This window comes from Mycobacterium sp., assembly GCF_035570115.1.
Taxonomy (GTDB): domain Bacteria; phylum Actinomycetota; class Actinomycetes; order Mycobacteriales; family Mycobacteriaceae; genus Mycobacterium.
The window spans coordinates 1-21,298 of record NZ_DATMLH010000148.1; the positions used below are offsets into that span (position 1 = coordinate 1).

The window sequence follows — 21,298 nt, forward strand, 5'->3', positions numbered from 1 at the left end:
TCACCAAGATCATCAAATAGTCAGTCCGACAGCAAAGCGGCGCTCACCGAAAGGTGGGCGCCGCTTTGTATGCAGCGATACGCTGACCCGCATCGTTGTCGTTTGTCGGCGGTCGACGATAGGAGCATGCAATGGTAACGCGTTACCTCAAGGCATTATTTATTGCCAACCTTTTCAGCGGGTTCACCGGGCCGCTCTTTCTAACCGTGTACTTTGCGCTGCCCAGCCTGTTTGGTTCCACTTCTTACGACACCGGGACGGGCTCCACTGTGTCCACGCAGCAGTCCATTCAGTGGATGCTCTGGGCGGGGTTGCTGATCACGGTCGCCGCCCTACTCGTCGCGCTGTGGCTGGCCAACCGCGGCGCCAAGTCGTCGGCCAAGAGCGCTGCTCTTCGCCAGACCGGTGTGCTGACGATGGCCCAGATCACCGGTCTCGGTGAGACTGGGATGCGCATCAACGACCGACCGGTGGTCAAGTTGGACCTGCACATCGCCGGACCCGGCTTCGAGTTCGACACCCAAAAGCGGGTTACCGTCGACATCACCAAGCAGGCCATCGTCACGGCGCGCAAGCTAGTCGTGTTGGTGGACCCGAACACGCGTGACTACGAGATCGACTGGCAGGCGAGCGGATTGATATGCGGCGTGGTACCGGCGCAATTCAAGAGCACCGAGGACAACCAGACCTACGACCTGAGTGGACAGGCCGGCCCGCTGATGGAAATCCTGCAAATCTACAAAGCCAACAACCTGCCATTCGGCGGCACGGTAGACACACGCAACTACCCGGCTGTGCGCCAACAGGTCATGGCGGTGGTTCGACGGGCCGCCGCCCAGCAGCCGGCCGGGGTGGGGGCGACGGCGGCCGCGCCACCGCAGGCGTCCGTTGCTCAGCGGCTGCACGACCTGGACGCGTTGCATAAATCCGGCGCGGTGAGCGCTGAGGAATACGCCAGCAAACGGGCGCAGATCATCTCCGAGATCTGACTTACCGAGCGGCGACGCAAGCAGGACCGGGGAGAGCCGAAAGCGGGATCCGGTGCAGGGCTTGCTGCAACGCCAGGGGGTACTGGCCGAGCTGACCGCGCTGGCGCGCGGTGTGCGCCCTGGCGGTGCCTGAAACACGTTTCAGTTTCGCTGCTAGCCTGATCGGCAGTCGGCGGAAGGGGCTGTTGTGTCTGATGTGTCCGGGGCGTTGCAGGGGCGGGTGGCATTCATCACCGGTGCCGCACGTGGACAGGGACGGGCACATGCGATCCGGTTGGCGCGAGAAGGTGTCGACATCATCGCGCTGGACATCTGCGCACCGGTTTCCGACAGCATTACCTATGCGGCCGCAACTCCAGAGGAGCTAGCGGAGACCGTCCGCGCGGTGGAGGCCGAAGGGCGCAAGATATTGGCCCGCGAGGTCGACATCCGCGACGATGCCGCGTTGCGCCAACTGGTGAGCGACGGTGTCGAGCAGTTCGGCCGGCTCGACATCGTGGTGGCCAACGCGGGTGTGCTCGGTTGGGGACGGGTCTGGGAGCTCACCGACGAGCAGTGGGACGCCGTCATCGGTGTCAACCTATCGGGCACCTGGCGCACCCTGCGAGCGGTGATACCTGCGATGATCGAGGCCGGCAACGGCGGTTCCATCGTCGTGGTCAGCTCGTCGGCCGGCCTGAAAGCCACCCCGGGTAATGGCCACTACGCGGCGGCCAAGCACGGCCTCGTCGGGCTGACCAATTCGCTCGCGATTGAGCTCGGCGAGTTCGCCATCCGTGTCAACTCCATCCATCCCTACTCGGTCGACACGCCGATGATCGAGCCGGAGTTGATGATGCAGGTGTTCGCCGAGCATCCCCGTTATGTGCACAGCTTCGGGCCAATGCTGCTGCAGCCCAAAGGATTTATGGCAGCGGATGAGGTTTCCGATGTCGTGGTGTGGTTGGCTGGCGCCGGCTCCGGCACCTTGACGGGAGCGCAGATCCCCGTCGACAAGGGTGTCTTAAAGTACTAAGACCGTAGTAGCCGTAGCCAATTGTTTGGACCAAACGTAAGCCGACATTCATCGTGATTTCATATGCATCTTGACGGTATAGCCACGGTTTAAAACGTATGTTGGGCCGCATGCGGACCGCTTATCATGCGGAACTCGCCAGGTTGACCGAGCACCTGGGGGAGATGTGCGGGTTGGCCGGGGTTGCCATGGAACACGCAACCCAGGCGCTGTTGCAGGCGGATCTTGTGCTGTCCGAACAAGTTCTTACCGCCCACGACAAAATCGCCGCGATGAGCACCGCCGCTGAGGAGAACGCGTTCGCGCTTCTGGCTCCCTTGCACGCCCCGGTCGTCGGTGACTTGCGGGCGATCGTCAGCGCCCTGCAGATGGTTGTCGAGATCGACCGGATGGCGGCGCTGGCCCTACACGTCGCCGAAATCACCCGCTGGCGTCATCCCCAGCACGCGTTGCCCGAAGAAGTCAACGGATACTTCGCCGAGATGGGCAGGATCGCAGTCAAGTTAGGGAACAACGCGCAAGAGGTGGTGTTGAATCGCGACCCGCTGAAGGCCGCGCGCATCCGCCAAGACGACGACGCGATGGATGAACTGCACCGCCACCTGTTCACCGTGCTGATGGATCAGGAATGGAAGCACGGTGTCGCCGCCGCGGTCGACGTGACCTTGCTGGGCCGGTATTACGAGCGCTTCGCCGACCATGCCGTCCAACTGGCGCGTCGGGTCATCTTCCAGACGACCGGCAGGTTGTCCGATCGGTAGACGGCGCCGACGTCCCGCCGTCGCCCTGCTAGCTCGCCATCTCCGCCAGCGTGTCGGCGAATCGGTCAACGGCCCAGTCGATTTCCGCTGCGGTGATGACCAGCGGCGGGGCGATGCGCAACGTTGATCCGTGCGTGTCTTTGACCAGAACGCCGCGCTTGGCCAGTCGCAGGCTGAGCTGCTTTGCGGTGCCGAGCGCCGGATCGATGTCGACGCCGGCCCACAATCCGCGGCCGCGCACCGCCAGCACGCCGTGACCGATTAAGGTTCGCAGCCGCCATTGCAGGCGTCGGCCGAGGTGCGCCGCACGGTCCTGGAATTCGCCGCGTGCCAGCATCGATATCACGGTGCTGCCGATCGCCGCCGCGAATGGGTTGCCACCGAACGTGGAGCCGTGCTCACCGGGATGCAGCACCCCCAAGATGCCGCGATCGGCCACCACCGCCGACAACGGCACCACCCCGCCGCCCAACGCCTTGCCGAGCAGGTAGATGTCGGGCACCACATCCCAGTGGTCGCAAGCGAAGGTGCGGCCGGTCCGGGCCAGCCCCGACTGGATCTCATCGGCGATCATCAAAACATTGCGGGCACAGCAGATTTTGCGAACTTCAGGCAGATAGTCGTCCGGCGGCACAATGACGCCGGCTTCACCTTGAATCGGCTCCAGCAGCACCGCAACGGTGTGCTCGTCAATCGCATCGGCCAGCGCGTCGGCGTCACCGAAGGGCACCGAACGAAAGCCGGGCGTGAACGGCCCGAAGCCGCTGCGTGCCGTCTGGTCACTCGAAAAGCTGACGATGCTGATGGTACGGCCATGAAAGTTGTTGTCGGCCACCACGATGTTCGCGTGACCGGCCGGAACGCCTTTCACGTCGGTGCCCCACTTGCGTGCGACCTTGATAGCGCTCTCGACCGCTTCGGCGCCGCTGTTCATCGGCAACACCAAGTCCTTGCCGCTCAGCGTCGCCAATGCCGCACAAAAGCGGCCGAGCGCCTCGGCGTGAAAAGCCCGGCTAACCAGGGTGACCAGCTCGAGCTGCGCATGTGCGGTCGCGGTGATCTCGGGGTTGCGATGCCCGAAATTCACCGCGGAATATGCGGCCAGGCAATCCAGGTAGCGGCGACCCTCGACATCGGTGATCCATGCTCCCTCGGCGCTGGCGGCCACCACCGGCAGCGGCGAGTAGTTGTGTGCCGTGTGCTGCTCGTCCAGCGCGATCGCCGACGCGGTGAGTGCGCCGGGGCTGGTGGTCACGGTGTCCAGTACGGTCACGAATACACCTCCAGTGTGCAGCATTTGACAGATCCGCCGCCCTTGAGCAGCTCGGACATCTCTACACCGATCGGCTCGAAACCGGCCCGGGTCAACTGATCGGCGAACCCGACCGCTGCGGCCGGGTACACCACGTGGCGGCCATCCGAGACGGCGTTGAGGCCGAATACGTAGGCTTCGGCGCTTTCGACCACGATGGCGTCCGGAAACAGCGTTTCCAGTTGCGCGCGTGAAGATTCAGTAAAGGCCGGCGGATAGTACGCGATGGTGGCGTCGTCGAGCACGCTGAGTGCGGTGTCGAGATGGTAGAAGCGCGGATCGACCAGCTGCAGGCTGACGACCGGCCGGCCGAAGATCTCGGCGATCTCGGAGTGCGCCCGCGGATCGGTGCGAAACCCGGTTCCGGCCAGAATTGTTTCGCCCACCGGCAGCAGGTCACCCTGACCCTCGTTGACGTGCCGAGTCTGTACGGGGGTATAGCCTTGCGACCGCATCCAGTCCGCGTAGGCGATGGACTCGTGTTGGCGCTGAGGGTATTTGAACCGTGCGACGACCGCTGTGCCGTTGAGTATCAGCCCGCCGTTGGCGGCGTAAACCATGTCGGGCAGGCCGGGAACGGGTGCGACGAGGTCGACGACGTGTCCAAGCCGCAGGTACGTGTCGCGAAGATGCTCCCACTGTGCGACCGCGACGGCGGTGTCGACGGGGTTGGCGGTGTCCATCCACGGATTGATCGCATACTCCACAGCGAAAAACTGCGGAGACGTCATGGCGTAGCGCCGAATCCGCGCCTTGCGCTCGTTCGCGGTGGCAGTCGCTGCGGCCGTCTGACCCCCCGGGGCTACCGCCGCGGACTCCGCAAAGATCGTCATAACTCGACGGTATGGGAGGGGCGGCGCGCAATCAAACGACTATCATTGCTTATATGCGTGTTGTTTATTGCGCGAAATGTAGTATTGCGGCAATCTGTTGCGCAGGAGGAATGATGGACCGGCTAGATGGCATCGACGAGCAGATTCTTGCCGAGCTCGCCCAACATGCCCGCGCAACGTTCGCCGAGATCGGTGAGCGGGTCAATCTGTCGGCCCCGGCGGTCAAGCGGCGCGTCGATCGGATGCTCGACGGCGGGGTGATCCGGGGGTTCACCACGGTCATCGATCGCAGTGCGGTGGGTTGGAACACCGAAGCCTACGTGCAGGTGTACTGCCACGGCAGGATCTCGCCCGACGAACTGCGCCGGGCCTGGATGGATATCCCCGAGGTGGTCAGCGCCGCGACGGCGACCGGGACCGCCGACGCCATCTTGCGTGTACTGGCGCACGACATGAGGCATCTCGAAGATGCTTTGGAGCGCATCCGTACCAGCGCCGACATTGAACGCACCGAAAGCATCGTGGTGCTGTCCAACCTCATCGACCGGTCCAGGGCCGAGGAGACCGCGGCGCTGCGTCGACACCCTCGATGACGAGACGCGGGGTGAGCAACTATCCGCCGCCGTAATCGTGTATGAACTCCACGTGACCATTAGCTCAGGCGGCAACGGAATATTGATCGTCGGCGGAGGGCTCGCCGCGACCCGGACCGCTGAGCAGTTGCGGCGCGCGGGCTACACCGGCGCCCTGGCGATCGTCAGCGATGAGGTCCATCTGCCCTATGACCGGCCCCCGCTGTCCAAAGAGGTGCTGCGCAGCGAGGTCGACGACGTGACGCTGAAACCGCGGGAGTTCTACGACGAGCAGAACATCACGCTGCGGCTCGGGTCGGCGGCCACGGGCTTGGACACCGCGGCTCAGACCGTGACTCTCGACGACGGAATGACGCTGGGTTATGACGAACTCGTCATCGCGACCGGCCTAGTGCCGCGGCGCATTCCGGCGTTCCCCGACCTGGACGGCATCCGGGTGTTGCGGTCGTTCGATGAAAGTCTGGCGTTGCGCGAGCACGCGTCATCCGCGCAGCGCGCAGTTGTGGTCGGCGCGGGTTTCATCGGGTGTGAGGTGGCGGCCAGTCTGCGCGGGCTGGGTGTCGACGTCGTGCTGGTGGAGCCGCAGCCCGCGCCGCTGGCAGCGGTGCTCGGCGAGCAGATCGGCGAGCTGGTGGCGCGGCTGCACCGCGCCGAAGGTGTCGATGTGCGCACCGGAGTCGGAGTGGCCGATGTCCGCGGACACGATCATGTCGAGGGCGTGCAGCTGACCGACGGCGCCGAGCTGACGAGCGACCTGGTAGTGGTCGGCATCGGCTCCCGGCCGGCGACCGATTGGCTCGACGGCAGCGGCGTCGAAGTCGACAACGGCGTGATATGTGATGCGGCCGGACGGACCAGCGCGCCGAACGTGTGGGCGCTCGGTGACGTCGCTTCTTGGCGTGACCCGATGGGACATCAAGTCCGAGTGGAACATTGGAGCAATGTCGCTGAGCAAGCCCGTGTCGTGGTGCCCGCGATGCTCGGGCAAGATGCGCCGTCGAACGTCGTCGTTCCATATTTCTGGAGCGATCAATATGACGTCAAGATTCAATGCCTGGGCGAGCCAATCGCCACCGACACCGTGCATCTCGTCGAGGACGATGGCCGCAGATTCCTGGCGTACTACGAGCGTGATGGCGTGGTGGCCGGCGTTGTCGGCGGCGGTATGCCCGGCAAGGTCATGAAGACCCGAGCCAAGATTGCCGCCGCGGCGCCGATTTCCGAAGTGCTGACCTGACGCTAAGACGTCAATTCAAGAACTCTTCAGGGGCTTTGCGGATATCGGGAAGTGCTGTTCCCGCCTGGTGTTCGATGAGGGCGGCCTCGGTGACCATGCCGACCCACAACTGTGCGTTTTCGTAGGGGTGGGCCTGCACCTCCCGCTATTCCCAGGTCACCGGGGGCCCGTGCGCCGAACACACGGCCAGTCGCGTGTCGTCACCACCCGGCCAACAGCGGGCGCGAACGGTGAATTCGACCGGAGAATCGGGTGCCCGCCGCTGGGGCTCCAGCATCAGATGGGCCAACGGCGAGTCGGCTCGGGCGTGGCCTCCCAGTGCGTCGATCCCGGCTCGGACGGCGGCCTGGTCGTCCGCCGGAAGGTACTGCCACATGACGGAATGCCACAGCACGGTTAGCGCGCCGACGGAGACACTGAGATCGGCGACCGCGTCGACGGCATCGCGGCGGTGCAACGGCGCCGGGACGCGGCGAGCGATGCCGATCGCGCCCCGCAACCGATCCAGTCGCGCCGGCTGATCGGGCCAGACATAGCTCAGCAGGGTTAATTCCCCGTCCCGGCTGGTGGCGTCCAGCGGCGCGATGTCGTAGCCATGACGCTCCACGATCCGGAGGGCCGCGGCGGGCGGCAATTGCCCGCGCCACGCGTCGTCGATGGCCACCGGTGAGGCGGTCGGACCCCACTGGCCGTCGGAATGGCGATAGCGGTAATAGTCGGCGCGCAGGTTGAGTCCAGCACTGCAGCCGATCTCGAAAAGCCGGACCGGCAAGGCGAATCGGTGGGCCAGGATAAGCAGGCCGCCGATGAGCGCGGCCGCGCGACCTACCTCGTTGGTTTGCGGCGGTTGACTGAGGGCGGCGCGCAGATGGTCGGCGTGCTCAGACGCGGCGAGCGCGATGTCGGGCCAAGCCGCTTCGGCATCCCATTGCCCGCCCGTGCTCGGATACCAGCGGCGTAGTCGCGAAGCGCGGCCGTCGAGCGCCAGCCGGTGCAACCCGCCGAGCAGTCGCAGCGGCAGCGCCAGTCGACCAGAATCGCTTTCGTGTCCGGACAGGATTTCCGCGAAGACACCGCCGGCTTCGACGTCGGCGGTCAGCCGGTCCAGCAGCTCGCCGTACATCGGCGAGCCCATGGCGGCGCAGACCTGGCCCTGCAACTGGAGTGACCGCACCAGGCGGCTGTCGTCGGCGCGGGGGTTCACTGGTCCAGCTCGTCGAGTCCGCCGCGGACGACGTCGAACGCACCCCCGAGGGCATCTGGCAACGAAACGGATTCGTCGTCCAGCCAGTGCTCGTAAGCGCTCAGGGCGACACCAAGCATCATCCATGCGACCGTCTGAGGCAACAAGTCGGTAGTTCGAGCGACGGATCGGCGTGCCACGAACTCGGCGATTACCTCGCGCCAGCCGGCATACATCGTCATCGAATAGGCTTGCAGTTCAGCGGTTTGCAAGATCAGTCGCATGCGCTGGCGATGTCGTACCGTCTCCGACGCTTCAAAGGTGTTGAACGACAACAGGGCGGCGCGCAGCGCCTCGCCGAGCGGCATATCCGGATCAACATTGTCCAATAGCTCGCGTAGGTGCTTCAGATGCCCGTCGAAGTCTCCCCACGGGATTGCGTTCTTGGAGGCGTAGTAACGAAACACGGTGCGACGGGCGATCCCCGCGGCCTGTGCGACGTCATCGACGCTCACCTCGTCGAAGCCGCGGTCGGCGAAGAGTCGGAGGGCAACATCGGTGATGTGCTGCGGGGTCGTGGAACGGCGCCGGCCGACCCGCGCCTGCTGCAGCATGTACCGCTCCTTTTTAAAATGCCTCTTCCCATTCTGGCACTCGATGCCATATCCTGACGAAGATTCTCACCGGTTCGACGCGACTTGTCGAGCCCCTGATCACGAAAGGCAACGTCATGGAGCCGAACCAGCAGACAGAGAGGGACGCCGGCGCCTCCCTTCCGACGACATCCGACACCGAGCTTGTCACCGAGTCCTTGGTGGAAGAGGTGTCTATCGACGGGATGTGCGGGGTCTACTGATCGTGGCCGCCTCCGCGAAGGCGGGCGACTGCGGGTTTGATCCCGAACGCGCGTGGCGTTTGCACCCGCAGGTGGCCGTGCGGCCCGAACCGTTCGGCGCGCTGTTGTACCACTTCGGCACCCGCAAACTGTCGTTCCTCAAGAACCGCACCATCCTTGCGGTGGTGCAGTCCCTGGTCGACTACCCCGACGTTCGAGCCGCCTGTCGCGCCGCCGGGGTCGACGACACCAGACAGGGTCCTTACTTACATGCGCTGAGCGTGTTGGCCGGGTCCAACATGCTTGTGCCCGTCGGGCCAAGGGAGGCCGTATGACACGCGCCGGCGACGATGCATTGGGGGCACCCCCAGCCGCGCAGCGGCCAGGGGGACGAAGCGATGAGGGGAAGCGGCGCTCATGACAGCGGTTGTGCCGCGCCTGGTCGAGCAGTTCGAGCGCGGGTTGGACGCACCGATCTGCCTCACCTGGGAGCTCACCTACGCATGCAATCTGGCGTGCGTGCATTGCCTGTCTTCGTCGGGCAAACGCGATCCCCGCGAATTGTCCACGCAGTCGTGCAAAGACATCATCGATGAGCTGGAACGCATGCAGGTGTTCTACGTCAACATCGGTGGCGGGGAACCGACCGTGCGGCCGGACTTTTGGGAGCTGGTGGACTACGCCACCGCTCACCACGTCGGCGTGAAATTCTCCACCAACGGGGTTCGGATCACGCCCGAGGTGGCCGCGCGCTTGGCGGCCAGCGACTACGTCGACGTCCAGATCTCGCTGGACGGTGCGACCGCCGAGGTCAACGACGCGGTCCGGGGCGCCGGGTCCTACGCGATGGCCATCCGCGCTCTGGAAAACCTGGCCGCCGCCGGATTCTCCGACGCCAAGATCTCAGTGGTCGTCACCAGACACAACGTCGACCAGCTCGACGAATTCGCCTCGCTGGCAAGCCGTTACGGCGCCACACTACGTATCACTCGGCTGCGTCCGTCGGGCCGTGGCGCCGACGTCTGGGATGAGCTGCATCCAACCGCCGAGCAGCAGGTCCAGCTTTACCAATGGCTGGTCGCCAAGGGTGAGCGAGTGTTGACCGGCGATTCCTTCTTCCACCTGTCGGGACTCGGCGAACCGGGCGCGCTGTCCGGTCTGAACATGTGCGGAGCCGGGCGGGTGGTGTGCCTGATCGATCCGGTCGGTGATGTGTACGCTTGTCCGTTCGCCATCCACGACCGCTTCCTTGCCGGAAACATCTTGTCCGACTCCGGCTTTGGGACTGGTTTCGCCAACGTGTGGAAGAACGCTCCGTTATTTCGTGAGCTACGCGAGCCGCAGTCGGCCGGCGCCTGCGGCAGCTGTGGGCATTACGACAGCTGCCGGGGCGGATGTATGGCGGCTAAGTTCTTCACCGGTCTGCCGATCGACGGCCCTGATCCGGAATGCGTTCAGGGCTATGGCGCGCCCGCTCTGGCGCAAGAGCGCGACAAACCGCGCCCGGTAGGGGATCACTCGCACGGGCGGCGGCGCGGCGGACCGGTGCCGCTGACGCTGTCGTTACATCCCCCCATGCAGCCACCTCTAGCGCCGAAGCGGCTCTGCAACGAAAGCCCGGTCTAATCGTGGCCCGTGACGTCTGGTTCGAGACGGTCGCCATCGCGCAGCAACGGGCGAAACGGCGACTGCCGAAATCGGTCTATGCCGCACTGGTCGCCGCCACCGAGAAGGGACTGACCGTTTCCGACAACGTGGAGGCGTTCAGCGAGCTCGGCTTCGCACCCCATGTGGTCGGGGCTATCGAAAAGCGTGATCTCTCGACAACCGTTATGGGACAAGAGATTTCCCTGCCTGTGATCATCTCGCCCACGGGTGTGCAAGCGGTCGATCCGGACGGTGAAGTGGCGGTCGCGCGGGCCTCCGCCGCGCGCGGCACGGCGATGGGGTTGTCCTCGTTCGCCAGTAAACCGATCGAGGAGGTCATCGCCGCCAACGGAAAGCTGTTCTTCCAGGTCTACTGGCTCGGTGGGCGGGAGGCGATCGCGCAGCGCGTCGAGCGGGCCCGGCAGGCCGGCGCCGTTGGCCTGATCGTGACCACAGACTGGTCGTTCTCCCACGGAAGGGACTGGGGTAGCCCCGCGATCCCGGAGCAGATGAACCTGCGGACCATCCTGCGGCTGTCGCCGGAGGCCATCACCCGTCCGGGCTGGCTGTGGAAGTACGGCAAGACGCTGCGCCCGCCGGACCTGCGGGTGCCCAACCAGGCCACCCGCGGCGAGCCCGGGCCACCGTTCTTCGCCGCCTACGGGGAGTGGATGGCGACGCCACCGCCCACCTGGGAGGACATCGCCTGGCTGCGCGAACTGTGGGGCGGGCCGTTCATGCTCAAAGGCGTGATGCGCGTTGACGACGCGAAAAAGGCTGTGGACGCGGGTGTTTCGGCAATTTCGGTGTCCAACCACGGCGGCAACAACTTAGACGGCACGCCGGCGACGATTCGCGCACTGCCCGCGGTGGTCGACGCGGTCGGGGACCAGATCGAGGTGTTGCTGGACGGCGGTGTGCGCCGCGGCACCGACGTCGTCAAGGCCCTGGCGTTGGGAGCGCGTGCGGTCATGATCGGCCGCGCGTACCTCTGGGGCCTGGCGGCCGCCGGACAACAGGGCGTCGAGAACGTTCTCGACATCTTTCGCGGCGGCATCGACTCCGCGCTGATGGGGCTCGGACGCGCGTCCGTGCACGACCTCAACCCACACGACATCCTGGCGCCGCCCGGGTTTGCTCGAGCGCTCGGGGTGCCCCCACCCGTGCCGGAAGCGTAGGCACGACGCACGCGAGACCAGCGAGCATCCTGATACTCACGTGGCGGACGTGGCAGCGGTGACCCGGTCTAATGAACGGTCGGCGGCAAAAAATTTTTCGAGAGCGCCAACAATCAATGCACGCCAGGTGAATTCGGCTTACCATCACCGAGTGGCTGTCCTCGCCGGACTTGGGGGCTCGACGTCGAGCCAACTCCAAGGCATGTCGTTGGGCTTGGCCATTCCGGTTGGATCCACCGAACAGCATGGCCCTCACCTGCCGCTGGACACCGACACGCGGATTGCGACGGCCGTCGCGCACGGGGTGATTGCCCGCCTGGCCGGCGCCGCGGGGTCCGGCTGCCTCGAGCTGGTTTGGGCGGTGGCACCGGCCATCGCCTACGGCGACAGCGGCGAGCACCAAAGCTTCCCCGGAACCATCTCCATCGGCACCGAGGCCCTGACCACGCTGTTGCTGGAGTACGGTAGGTCGGCTACGTGCTGGGCGCAGCGGCTTCTCTTCATCAACGGCCACGGCGGCAATGTCGGGGCGCTGCGCCGCGCGGTGGGCCAACTTCGATCCGAAGGACGTGACGCTGGGTGGTGCCCGTGCGTGGTGGCAGGTGCTGACGCCCACGCGGGGCACGCAGAAACTTCAGTATTACTGCATATTTCGCCGGCCGACGTGTTAACCGACCGGTGGCGCGCGGGCAACGGTGCGCCGTTGTCCGACCTGCTACCGTCGATGCGGCGCGGAGGAGTCGCGGCGGTCAGCGAGGTCGGGGTATTGGGTGACCCCACCACCGCGACCGCTGCAGAGGGGGAGCGGATGCTCGGGGAGATGGTCGACGATTGCCTGAGCCGGGTCGGACGTTGGACGCCCGCGGCCGACGGGATGCTCACATGACCCGCGCCGACGCCGACGGTGCCGGCTTGAATCGGGGGGGTCCGCCCGCTTGCGGGGGAGAGTGGCGCACATGACTCAGGCGCGGTTGCCGGACGGGTTTGCTGTGCAGGTCGACCGGCGCGTGAGGGTGCTTGGCCAGGGCTCCGCGTTGCTGGGCGGCTCTCCCACCCGGCTGTTGAAGTTGGCGCCGGCCGCCCAGGACATGCTCGCCGACGGCCGCCTCAAGGTCCACGACGCGGTGAGTGCCGAGCTGGCCCGGACCTTGCTGGACGCTACGGTGGCTCACCCGCGGCCCGCGGGCGGCCCGTCTCATCGCGACGTGACTGTGGTAATTCCAGTGCGAGACAACGCTTATGGCTTGTGCCGGTTGGTCACCGCGTTACGGGGCTTGCGCATCATCATCGTTGACGACGGCTCATCGACACCGATCGACGCCGACGACATTGCGGGCCAGCACTCCGACATCGTGGTGCTGCGGCATGGGCAAAGCAAAGGGCCCGCGGCGGCTCGCAATACCGGTCTTGCCGCCTGCAAAACGGGCTTCGTCGCCTTCCTGGATTCCGATGTCGTTCCGCGCCGCGGATGGCTGGAAGTCCTGCTCGGTCATTTCTGTGACCCCACCGTGGCACTGGTCGCCCCCAGAATCGTCGGTCTGGCCCAGACCGACCATATGGTAGCCCGCTATGAGGCGGTGCGCTCGTCCCTGGACCTTGGCCAGCGTGAAGCCCCGGTCATCCCGTACACCACCGTGTCCTATGTGCCCAGCGCGGCGATCATTTGCCGGACGTCCAAACTGCGCGACATCGGGGGCTTCGACGAGACCCTGCGCTCCGGTGAGGATGTGGATCTGTGCTGGCGACTTGTCGAAGCCGGTGCCAGGCTGCGTTACGAGCCGATCGCTCAGGTGGGGCACGATCATCGAACGCAATTGCGGGATTGGATTGCACGCAAAGCGTTTTACGGTGAATCCGCGGCTCCGTTGTCGGTGCGTCACCCGGACAAGATCGCGCCGCTGATGATATCCGGCTGGGCACTCGCGGCATGGGTCCTGATGGCCATCGGCTCGAGCGTCAGTTATCTGGCGTCGCTGCTGGTCGCTGCGCTGACGGGTCGTCGCATCGCGAAAACGCTGCAGGGGTCCGACACCCAGATCTGGGACGTGCTGGCGGTAGCCGCCCGCGGCCTGTGGTCGTCGGCGATGCAACTCGCGTCGGCGATTTGCCGGCACTATTGGCCGATCGCTTTGCTGGCCGCCATCGTGTTCCGGCCCTGCCGCCGCGTCGTGCTGATCGCTGCCGTGGTCGACGGGGCGGTGGACTGGGCCAGCCGCCGGCGGTCGGCCGACGAAGATGCCCGGCCGATCGGGCTGCTGACCTACATACTGCTCAAGCGTCTCGATGACCTGGCCTACGGCCTCGGGCTGTGGTACGGCGTGGTGAGGGAGCGCAATATCGGCCCGCTCAAACCGCAGATTCGAGTCTGACTCCTGACTGCAGCTGGGCTGCACAGCGATGTGCTGATCATCGGTGCGGGAAGTGCGGGATCTGTTGTTGCCAGCCGTCTTTCAGCGGATCCAAACTGCGTGGTAACCGTGCTGGAGGCCGGACTCGGGCTCGCCGATCCGGCACTGCGGGCCGAAACGGCCAACGGATTGCGACTGCCGATCGGTCCAGCCAGCCCGCTCGTCCAGCGGTATCAAACCCAACTTACCGAGCGGCCGGCTCGGCAGATCACGATCATGCGTGGCGCAACGATCGGCGGTTCCGGTGCCGTCAACGGCGGATACTTCTGCAGGGGTTTGCCCCGGGACTTCGACGGCTACGGCATGCCCGGGTGGGCGTGGTCAGACGTCGTCGGTCACTTCCGGGCCATAGAGACCGACCTGGACTTCACCGGACCCGCCCATGGCGACTCCGGCCCGATTCTGGTTCGTCGAACCCGCGAAATCGTCGGCAGTACCGAGTCTTTCGTATTAGCGGCAGAGCGGGCCGGGTTTTCCTGGATATCCGATCTCAACGATGTGACAGATGCGCCGGCCTTGCCGCCGGGTGTCGGTGCCGTCCCGCTCAACATCGTCGACGGTGTACGCACCGGCTCGGGTGCCGGATATTTGTTGCCCGCGTTGGAACGAGCGAATCTCTCGCTCATGACCCAGACACGAGTCGTCCGGCTACGTTTCTCTGGCAGCCGCGCCGTCGGTGTCGACGCGATCGGAACGGGGGGCCCGATCAGCGCTACTGCCGATCGAATTGTGCTGTCCGCCGGAGCCATCGAATCCGCACACCTGCTCATGCTTTCCGGTGTCGGTGACGAGGCCGCGCTGCGTGCCGCCGGGATAGAAGTCGTGGCCCGGCTGCCGGTCGGAATGGCGTGTAGCGATCATCCTGAATGGGTGCTGCCGACCACTTGGGAAGTGGCTCCCAGTCGACCGGTGCTCGAAGTGGTGCTCAGCACCCCGGAGAATATTGAGATACGCCCGTATACAGGGGGTTTCGTGGCGATGGTCGGCGACGGCACCGCGGGCCATCCGGATTGGCCGCACCTCGGTGTAGCGCTCATGCAGCCGCGCGCACGCGGTCGTATCGCCCTGGTGTCGGCTGATCCTCTGGTGCCGCCGCGCATCGAGCATCGCTACGACAGTGAACCCAGCGATGTGGCAGCGTTGCAGCAGGGCTGCGCGCTGGCTCGCGAATTGGTTGCTTCGACAACACAAGTCGGTGAGCCGGCGTGGTCGACATCGCAGCATTTGTGCGGCAGTGCACAGATGGGCGCCGAAGGGGATCCGACGGCTGTCGTCGATCACCGGTGCCGAGTGCACGGTATCGACGGCCTTTGGGTGATCGACGGTTCGGTGCTGCCGGCGATCACCAGCCGTGGCCCGCACGCCAGCATCGTGATGCTCGGCCACCGGGCGGCCGAGTTGGTGAGCTGACGTCAGGCCTGATTCCGGTCGGCCGCGTCGCCGTGGCCGCGCGAGGTGATTCGGCGCACCGGGCGCAGCTGCTGGCCGTTGCGACCCGGGGCCCAGGCACCGATCACCAGCGCGGCTACGGCGATGATCACGCCCATCACCAGTAACGACGACTCCATCGCCCGTAGGAATGCGGTTTGGCTGATTTCGGCGAGCTGAGCACCCTGTGGGCCAAGCGTTTTGGCAACCTGGAGTGCCTGAGCCAGCGAATGAGACGCCAGTGCCCGCAGCGGTTGCGGGAAGGCCGCCAGATGCGAAGCGATGGCGTGGGTGTACCGCGCCGCCAGGATGGAACCCGCGAGGGCGATGCCAAGGGCCGCGCCAACCTCGCGGGTGGTGTCGTTCACGGCCGAGGCGACACCCTGCTTCTCGTCGGGCACTGCCGCCATGATCGCGAATGTGCTCGGCGCCGTGCAGAATCCGATGCCGGTACTCATCACGAGCAATGGCCACATCATGTCCCAGTACGGCGAGTGAAGCTGCAGGACGCGCAGACACAGGAATCCGACCGAAATAAGCAGTAGACCAACGAACACCACCAGCCGCAGGCCCATTCGGGGCAGATACCAGTGGGCAAGCGCCGACAACGTCAGCATCGGCACCATCAGTGGACTCAACGCGAAGGCGGTCTGGATCGGGCTGTAGCCCATCACCAGCTGGATGTATTGCATGATGAGGAAAAAGAAGCCGAACATCGCCAGGAAAAACACCGTGATCGTCGCCGATCCGGTGGCGAAGTCTGGTTTGCGGAATAGCCGAACGTCGAGCAGGGGATGACGCCGTCGTGCCTCGACAAATCCGAACGCGACCCCGAGCACCGCCCCGGCGCCCATCGACCCGCAGACCAGTGGGTGAGTCCAGCCGCGTGCGGGTGCCTCGAGCACGCCGTATACGAAAACCGCAACAGCACCGGCGATTAACACCGCACCGACCCAATCCAGCGGGGTGGCCTCCTCGTCGCGTGAGGACTGCACCGTGCACGCCAACACGAAGATCAGCGCCGCAGAAACCGCGAAGGCCCAGAAGATGGATCGCCACGACCAGAAGTGCAGCAGCGTGCCAGACCCGAGCATGCCAATGACGGCGCCCGAGCCCGCGACGCCCGCCCAAATGCCAACAGCTTTCGCGCGCTGGTCGTCGCGGTGGGTGGCCGTCAACAGCGACAAGGTAGCGGGCATGATGAACGCCGCTCCGGCGCCGGCGATCCCGCGGGCGACGATGAGCTGCAGCGGACTGGAAAAAACCGTCGACGCCACGGACGCGATGGCGAAGGTGGCCAAGCCGAATAGGAAAGCGCCGCGACGGCCGTAGCGGTCGCCGATGGCCCCGGCGGGCAACAACAGGCACGCCAAGACCACCGAGTAGCAGTCCACAATCCAGGTCAGCTGCGACTGCGTCGCCGATGTGGCTACGGCGATGTCGCCCAGCGCGGTGTTCAACGCGACCATTGACGCGATCACCAGCGTGACGCCCATGCACGCCACGACCATCGTCCAGATTCGTGCGCGGTTCGAACCGAGGACGGCCGTCGCTTCAGTACGCTGGTCAGATCGGACGAGGGTTTCGACCATAGCGATGCGTCTCCTTTCGGCGACGGGTTAAGTTTGAGACTAACAGTCTCGTAGATAGACGGACAGTCTTGTTGCTAAACACGGAGGTGGTCTACATCACCGACAAGACCGATCCACGGCCGGCGCGATCTCGCGCTCGTTTGCTTGACGCCGCCACCGCGCTGCTTCGCTCCGGTGGCCCAAGTGCGGTAACCGTCGATGCGGTCACCCGTGCTGCCAACGTAGCCCGTGCCACCTTGTATCGCCATTTCCCGAGCGGAAACGACTTGCTGGCAGCGGCATTCAACAGTTTGATACCGCCGGCGCCGATGCCGTCCGAGGATGGACCGCTGCGCGATCGCCTCATCACATTGGTGGTGGCCTGGGGACAGTCGATCGCTGAAGCTCCCGGCATGGTGACGGCGATGAGTTGGCTGGCGCTGGGGCCGGACCTGGAGCAGTTGCCAGAGGCCCGTCAGGGCCGCACAGCCGACAGCCCGGCGGTCAGCACTCTGCGCGAACGGATCGCTCAGCAGTACGCCGCGCCGTTCGACGCCGTCTTCGATAGCCCTGAGGCGGCCGAGTTGGGCGACATCGACCGTACCCGGGCGATCGCGCTGCTGATCGGCCCGGTGGTATTGGGCCGGCTGTCCACCCTGCCCGATTTTGATTACCGGGAATGCGCCCGAGCCGCTGTTGACGGCTTCCTGCACGTGCAGCGCACGCAGGACACGTCGGTCAACGCAGCTCGTAGCGAATCGGCAGGTGCTTGAGGCCACCGACGAACGTCGTGGCTTTCAGCTCCGGATTTCCGTTTAGCTCAACGGATTTCAGCCGTGGGACCAGCTCGGTAAAGAAACTGTTCACCTCCATCCGCGCCAGCACGGCACCCAGGCAGAAGTGCACGCCGTAACCGAACGCCACCTGCTTGTTCGGGTCACGGCCGACGTCGAAGCGAAAGGGATCGTCGAAGGCATCCTCGTCACGGTTGCCCGACACGTAGGACAGGTACACCGCTTCGCCCTTGGCGATCGGCACCCCGCGCACCGTGGTGTCCGCGGTGGCGGTGCGCATGAATTCCTTGACCGGGGTCACCCAGCGGATCATTTCCTCGGTGGCCAGCGGCATCAAATCGAGGTGGTCGCGCAGGCGCTCCCGTTGGTCCGGGTTTTCGATGAGAGCCTGCAGACCTCCGGCGATCGTCGCGCTGGTGGTGTCGTGACCCGCGGTGGCGATGATGACGTAGTAGGACGCGGTGTCGACGTCGGACAGCGGCTCGCCGTCGATGCGGGCATTGGCGATCGCCGATGCCAGGTCTTCGGTCGGATGCTCGCGGCGTGATGCGGTGAGTGAGTTGAAGTAGCCGAAAAAATCGAGCAGAACCTGCAGTTGCTCCTCCAGCGTGGTGCCCCGCCGGAATTCGGCGTCGTCACCGCCGAACAGTTCTTGGGTGAGTTTGAGCATGCGGGGAAAGTCTGATTCCGGCAGGCCGAGCAGCGACATGATCACGTAGAGCGGGTAATTCACTGCGACCTCCTGCACGAAGTCGCACTCACCGATCCCACCACCCGCGGCCATCATCTTGTCGACATGGATCTTGGCCAGCTCGTCGACGCGGACTTTCAGCGCCCGCATCGCCTTGGGGCGAAACCAATCCGCGCCGATCGCGCGTACCACCCGGTGTCGGGGGTCGTCCATGTGGATCAGGGTGCGCAGCCCCATGCCGGCGTCGAGCTGTTGACGCGCGAAATCGTCGGCTCCGGCGGTGGCCAGCAGCGGCCGCGGCTCGTTGATGAAAAGATCGTTGGCACGCTCGATCTCCACGATGTCGGCGTGTTTGGTGATCGCCCAAAAGGGCCGGTAGGGCGGGCAGTCAACCAGTGACACCGGCGCGTGTGCGCGAAGGTGGGTCAGTGCTGCATGCAGCCGCGGCTCGTCCGCATACGATGTCGGATCGGCGAATACCTTCGCGGCTTCGTCAATGATCGGTGTGCTCATCGGCCTTCTCACCCGTTCGCGCAGCGTTTTGACAGGTGTCAACTTTGACAGTATCCGTGATTGCCGATTACGGCGAGGCGATTTTCGTCGATCCGTAGGCTGGGATACCGTGCCGACCCGATCATCTCGTCCGCGACGAGCATGGGCTGCGCTGCTGGTGACGGCAGCGGTGGTGGCATGCTGCGGCCGGGGCGGCGGGATGGCATCGTTGAAGCCCGAGCCTGCGTATGCCGGCCCGCTGGACGCCGGTGTCGTGCGCACCTCGATGGGCCTGATGCGCGGCATGGTCGCCGCGGATTACCGTCTGTTTCAAGGCATTCCGTATGCGGCACCACCTGTAGGGCCGCTGCGGTGGCAGCCGCCACGGCCGGCGGCGAAGTGGTCGGGGACGCTGGACGCCACCAAGCCGGGGCCGCAGTGCATGCAGGACACCGGCCCCAATCCGCACGTCGGCAAGCCGACCAGCGAAAACTGCCTCACACTCAACGTCTGGACTCCGGCGCGCGGGCGAGGCGCCGATAAACACCCGGTGATGGTGTGGATCCACGGCGGGGGCTTCGTCAACGGCAGCAGCGATATGTACCACTCGCGTTCGCTGGCCGCCAAGGGCCACATCGTCGTCGTCACGATCAACTACCGGCTGGGTGCGCTGGGATTTCTGGCGCACCCTTCACTGGGGCTGCCGGGATACCTCGGGAACTACGGCCTGGCCGACCAGCAGGCCGCGTTGCGCTGGGTCCGCGACCACATCGCCGATTTCGGCGGTGACCCGCGCAAAGTGACGATCGCCGGCGAATCCGCGGGCGGCATGTCGGTGTGCGATCACCTGGTGGCGCCCGGATCGGCGGGGCTGTTCCGCGCGGCCATCATCCAGAGCGCGCCATGTCAGGCGCAGGCCGATCTGGCCACCGCGCGCGGGCACAGTATGGATTACGCGGCCTCAGTGGGGTGCCGCAATCCCGCTACGGTGGCGAAGTGTCTGCGCGCGCTGCCGGCGAGCGCGCTTGACCGTCCGCCCTGGTACGTCTTCATCGGGGACTCCGACGCGCTGTCTGGCCCGGTCACCGGGACGGCGGGGTTGCCAGACGGGCCGGTTGCGGCATTCGCCGACGGTCGGGCGGCCCGCGTTCCGGTGCTGATCGGGGTTAACCACGACGAGTTCACCATGTTCGCGGCACTGCGCTATTTGAAGTTGGGTCGGGGTGTCAGGTCCGCCGAGTACCCCGGCTTGCTCGCCCACATCTTCGGTGCCGACGGTGCCGCGGTGGTGGCGCATTACCCGCCCGATCACTACGGCGGGGACGCGTCGCTTGCCTACTCGGCCGCAGTCACTGACGGCGTCTTCTCCTGCGCCGCCGATCGATTGGCCGACTCACTGAGCCAGGGCGCACCGGTGTATGCCTACGAATTCGACGACCCTCACCCGCCGGCGCCGAATCCGTTGCGAGAGGCTCCGTTTCCGCTCGGCGCCAGCCACGCATTGGAGTTGCGGTACCTGTTCAACGTCGGCGGAGCGGCGCCACTGGATCCCGGACAGCGGATGCTGTCCGACCAGATGATCAGCTACTGGAGCCATTTCGTCGCCACTGGCGCACCGAAGGCCACCGGCCAGCCTCGCTGGCCGGCCAAAAATGGCGATCCTGACCACAACTTCTGGATGTCGTTGCGGCCGGACGGCAGCAGGGTCATCGACAATTTCGAGGAATTGCACCAGTGCCCATTCTGGGCGTCGCTGAAGGGCAGGTCCTAGCCGACCGGCGTGACCCAGGTGGTGATGTCTGCGTGCACCACCTCGGTGCCGCTGCGGTCGGTCACCGTGACCGGTACGACGAGCTCAAAGCCATCGGTGATCCGCGTGAAATCGGGCGGCTCGAGTTGGGCCCGCGCCCGCAGGGACGTGGTGGCCTTCTCCAGGTATTGGACCGTCATCGCTTTCGGTATCCAGCGATGGCTGCGCGGCACGGTGGCCTCCATCGGCATGCCCATCGCCACCTCGGCGGCGTTGCAGGACGCGATCGCGTGCACGGTGTGCAAGTGGTTGTAGACGAAGAACCACTGGTGTTCTCGTGCATCCAGTCGAATTAACCACCGATTGGCCGAAAGAGGCCTTCGTCGAGCGGTACTTTCCGGAGACATCCGCCAACTGCAGACGGAACCTCACACGCGGCGATGGCTAGTTAGGGAGGCACGCCAGATGGCTGTACATCCGCTCGATCGATACGCCGGGTCCTGGGCGCTGGTTACCGGGAGTGCACGCCTGGAGGGACTCGGGTTTGCTTTCGCACGCAAACTAGCCGCGCGGCGGGTCAA

20 protein-coding genes and 2 pseudogenes are annotated in these 21,298 nt (G+C 65.4%); 14 read left to right on the top strand and 8 right to left on the bottom strand.

Annotation, left to right across the window (positions count from 1 at the left end):
- Positions 1-131 precede the first annotated feature (131 nt).
- From VNW74_RS14225 to phoU, 3 genes are all read left to right on the top strand, one after another.
- Positions 132-989 carry an SHOCT domain-containing protein gene (locus VNW74_RS14225; RefSeq protein ID WP_325677850.1) on the top strand — a complete coding sequence of 286 codons (858 nt, stop codon included), beginning with the start codon at positions 132-134 and terminating at the stop codon, positions 987-989.
- A gap of 187 nt (positions 990-1,176) precedes the next feature.
- Positions 1,177-2,004 (top strand): mycofactocin-coupled SDR family oxidoreductase, encoded by an 828-nt coding sequence (locus VNW74_RS14230; protein ID WP_325677852.1) that lies wholly within the window; start codon positions 1,177-1,179, stop codon positions 2,002-2,004.
- Between the two features lie 110 nt (positions 2,005-2,114).
- Positions 2,115-2,765, top strand: coding sequence for a phosphate signaling complex protein PhoU (gene phoU, locus VNW74_RS14235; protein ID WP_325677854.1), 651 nt, complete (start codon positions 2,115-2,117; stop codon positions 2,763-2,765).
- A 28-nt stretch (positions 2,766-2,793) separates the two neighbouring features.
- Here phoU and rocD read toward each other — a convergent pair whose 3' ends face one another.
- The gene (gene rocD / locus VNW74_RS14240) at positions 2,794-4,038 is read right to left on the bottom strand and encodes an ornithine--oxo-acid transaminase (protein ID WP_414686682.1); all 1,245 of its coding nucleotides are present in this window, start codon (positions 4,036-4,038) and stop codon (positions 2,794-2,796) included.
- Positions 4,035-4,910, bottom strand: a complete 876-nt coding sequence (gene ddaH / locus VNW74_RS14245) for a dimethylargininase (RefSeq protein WP_325677858.1) — start codon at positions 4,908-4,910, stop codon at positions 4,035-4,037. Before ddaH ends, rocD begins: the two co-directional genes overlap by 4 nt.
- A 113-nt stretch (positions 4,911-5,023) precedes the next feature.
- Between ddaH and VNW74_RS14250 the strand changes: the two genes are divergently transcribed.
- Together VNW74_RS14250 and VNW74_RS14255 are read left to right on the top strand one after the other, a co-directional pair.
- The gene (locus VNW74_RS14250; RefSeq protein WP_325677860.1) at positions 5,024-5,503 is read left to right on the top strand and encodes an Lrp/AsnC family transcriptional regulator; all 480 of its coding nucleotides are present in this window, start codon (positions 5,024-5,026) and stop codon (positions 5,501-5,503) included.
- A gap of 37 nt (positions 5,504-5,540) precedes the next feature.
- Positions 5,541-6,740, top strand: a complete 1,200-nt coding sequence (locus tag VNW74_RS14255; protein ID WP_414686683.1) for an NAD(P)/FAD-dependent oxidoreductase — start codon at positions 5,541-5,543, stop codon at positions 6,738-6,740.
- A 10-nt stretch (positions 6,741-6,750) separates the two neighbouring features.
- On the opposite strand, the gene VNW74_RS14260 is transcribed toward VNW74_RS14255, so the two are convergent.
- From VNW74_RS14260 to mftR, 3 genes are read right to left on the bottom strand one after another with little or no spacing between them, the layout of a single operon-like run.
- Positions 6,751-6,879, bottom strand: a complete 129-nt coding sequence (locus VNW74_RS14260) for a hypothetical protein (RefSeq protein WP_325677864.1) — start codon at positions 6,877-6,879, stop codon at positions 6,751-6,753.
- A gap of 6 nt (positions 6,880-6,885) precedes the next feature.
- Positions 6,886-7,944 (bottom strand): DUF2332 domain-containing protein, encoded by a 1,059-nt coding sequence (locus tag VNW74_RS14265; RefSeq protein WP_325677866.1) that lies wholly within the window; start codon positions 7,942-7,944, stop codon positions 6,886-6,888.
- Entirely contained in the window at positions 7,941-8,537 is a 597-nt protein-coding gene (mftR, locus tag VNW74_RS14270) for a mycofactocin system transcriptional regulator (protein WP_325677868.1), read from the bottom strand. Before mftR ends, VNW74_RS14265 begins: the two co-directional genes overlap by 4 nt.
- Positions 8,538-8,701: 164 nt before the next feature.
- Here mftR and mftA point away from each other — a divergent pair.
- From mftA to mftG, 7 genes and pseudogenes are all read left to right on the top strand, one after another.
- Positions 8,702-8,779, top strand: a pseudogene (gene mftA, locus VNW74_RS14275) (mycofactocin precursor MftA); the annotation flags it as partial.
- Positions 8,764-9,093, top strand: coding sequence for a mycofactocin biosynthesis chaperone MftB (gene mftB / locus VNW74_RS14280; protein WP_325677870.1), 330 nt, complete (start codon positions 8,764-8,766; stop codon positions 9,091-9,093). The pseudogene mftA and the gene mftB, both read left to right, overlap by 16 nt.
- Before the next feature lie 82 nt (positions 9,094-9,175).
- Positions 9,176-10,384 (top strand): mycofactocin radical SAM maturase, encoded by a 1,209-nt coding sequence (mftC, locus tag VNW74_RS14285; protein WP_325677872.1) that lies wholly within the window; start codon positions 9,176-9,178, stop codon positions 10,382-10,384.
- 2 nt (positions 10,385-10,386) lie between these two features.
- On the top strand, positions 10,387-11,583 hold the full coding sequence (mftD, locus tag VNW74_RS14290; RefSeq protein ID WP_325677873.1) for a pre-mycofactocin synthase MftD: 1,197 nt from the start codon (positions 10,387-10,389) through the stop codon (positions 11,581-11,583).
- Between the two features lie 127 nt (positions 11,584-11,710).
- On the top strand, positions 11,711-12,469 hold the full coding sequence (mftE, locus tag VNW74_RS14295) for a mycofactocin biosynthesis peptidyl-dipeptidase MftE (protein WP_325677875.1): 759 nt from the start codon (positions 11,711-11,713) through the stop codon (positions 12,467-12,469).
- A gap of 70 nt (positions 12,470-12,539) precedes the next feature.
- A complete protein-coding gene (gene mftF, locus VNW74_RS14300; RefSeq protein WP_325677877.1) occupies positions 12,540-13,952 on the top strand; it encodes a mycofactocin biosynthesis glycosyltransferase MftF in 1,413 nt (470 codons plus the stop codon).
- A gap of 3 nt (positions 13,953-13,955) precedes the next feature.
- Positions 13,956-15,401 (top strand): mycofactocin system GMC family oxidoreductase MftG, encoded by a 1,446-nt coding sequence (mftG, locus tag VNW74_RS14305; protein ID WP_325677881.1) that lies wholly within the window; start codon positions 13,956-13,958, stop codon positions 15,399-15,401.
- Positions 15,402-15,403: 2 nt separating this feature from the next.
- Here mftG and VNW74_RS14310 read toward each other — a convergent pair whose 3' ends face one another.
- Positions 15,404-17,011, bottom strand: coding sequence for an MFS transporter (locus VNW74_RS14310; RefSeq protein WP_325677879.1), 1,608 nt, complete (start codon positions 17,009-17,011; stop codon positions 15,404-15,406).
- Positions 17,012-17,097: 86 nt separating this feature from the next.
- Here VNW74_RS14310 and VNW74_RS14315 point away from each other — a divergent pair, with 86 nt between their 5' ends.
- Positions 17,098-17,763, top strand: a complete 666-nt coding sequence (locus VNW74_RS14315) for a TetR/AcrR family transcriptional regulator (RefSeq protein ID WP_325677883.1) — start codon at positions 17,098-17,100, stop codon at positions 17,761-17,763.
- On the opposite strand, the gene VNW74_RS14320 is transcribed toward VNW74_RS14315, so the two are convergent.
- Positions 17,729-18,988: a cytochrome P450 gene (locus VNW74_RS14320; protein ID WP_325677885.1), complete on the bottom strand. Its 1,260-nt coding sequence runs from the start codon at positions 18,986-18,988 to the stop codon at positions 17,729-17,731. The genes VNW74_RS14315 and VNW74_RS14320 overlap by 35 nt on opposite strands.
- A gap of 199 nt (positions 18,989-19,187) precedes the next feature.
- On the opposite strand from VNW74_RS14320, the gene VNW74_RS14325 reads away from it, so the two are divergent.
- Positions 19,188-20,738: a carboxylesterase/lipase family protein gene (locus tag VNW74_RS14325; protein WP_325677887.1), complete on the top strand. Its 1,551-nt coding sequence runs from the start codon at positions 19,188-19,190 to the stop codon at positions 20,736-20,738.
- Here VNW74_RS14325 and VNW74_RS14330 read toward each other — a convergent pair.
- A pseudogene (locus VNW74_RS14330) lies at positions 20,735-21,046 on the bottom strand (hotdog fold domain-containing protein); the annotation flags it as partial. The gene VNW74_RS14325 and the pseudogene VNW74_RS14330 overlap by 4 nt on opposite strands.
- Positions 21,047-21,298 lie beyond the last annotated feature (252 nt).

Coding starts and splice junctions, on each gene's coding strand:
- VNW74_RS14225 (WP_325677850.1), top strand. CDS start 132: ATGGTAACGCGTTACCTCAAGGCATTATTTATTGCCAACCTTTTCAGC.
- mftR (WP_325677868.1), bottom strand. CDS start 8,537: ATGCTGCAGCAGGCGCGGGTCGGCCGGCGCCGTTCCACGACCCCGCAG.
- mftF (WP_325677877.1), top strand. CDS start 12,540: ATGACTCAGGCGCGGTTGCCGGACGGGTTTGCTGTGCAGGTCGACCGG.
- VNW74_RS14325 (WP_325677887.1), top strand. CDS start 19,188: ATGGCATCGTTGAAGCCCGAGCCTGCGTATGCCGGCCCGCTGGACGCC.
- VNW74_RS14250 (WP_325677860.1), top strand. CDS start 5,024: ATGGACCGGCTAGATGGCATCGACGAGCAGATTCTTGCCGAGCTCGCC.
- phoU (WP_325677854.1), top strand. CDS start 2,115: ATGCGGACCGCTTATCATGCGGAACTCGCCAGGTTGACCGAGCACCTG.
- ddaH (WP_325677858.1), bottom strand. CDS start 4,910: ATGACGATCTTTGCGGAGTCCGCGGCGGTAGCCCCGGGGGGTCAGACG.
- VNW74_RS14320 (WP_325677885.1), bottom strand. CDS start 18,988: ATGAGCACACCGATCATTGACGAAGCCGCGAAGGTATTCGCCGATCCG.
- mftC (WP_325677872.1), top strand. CDS start 9,176: ATGACAGCGGTTGTGCCGCGCCTGGTCGAGCAGTTCGAGCGCGGGTTG.
- VNW74_RS14310 (WP_325677879.1), bottom strand. CDS start 17,011: ATGGTCGAAACCCTCGTCCGATCTGACCAGCGTACTGAAGCGACGGCC.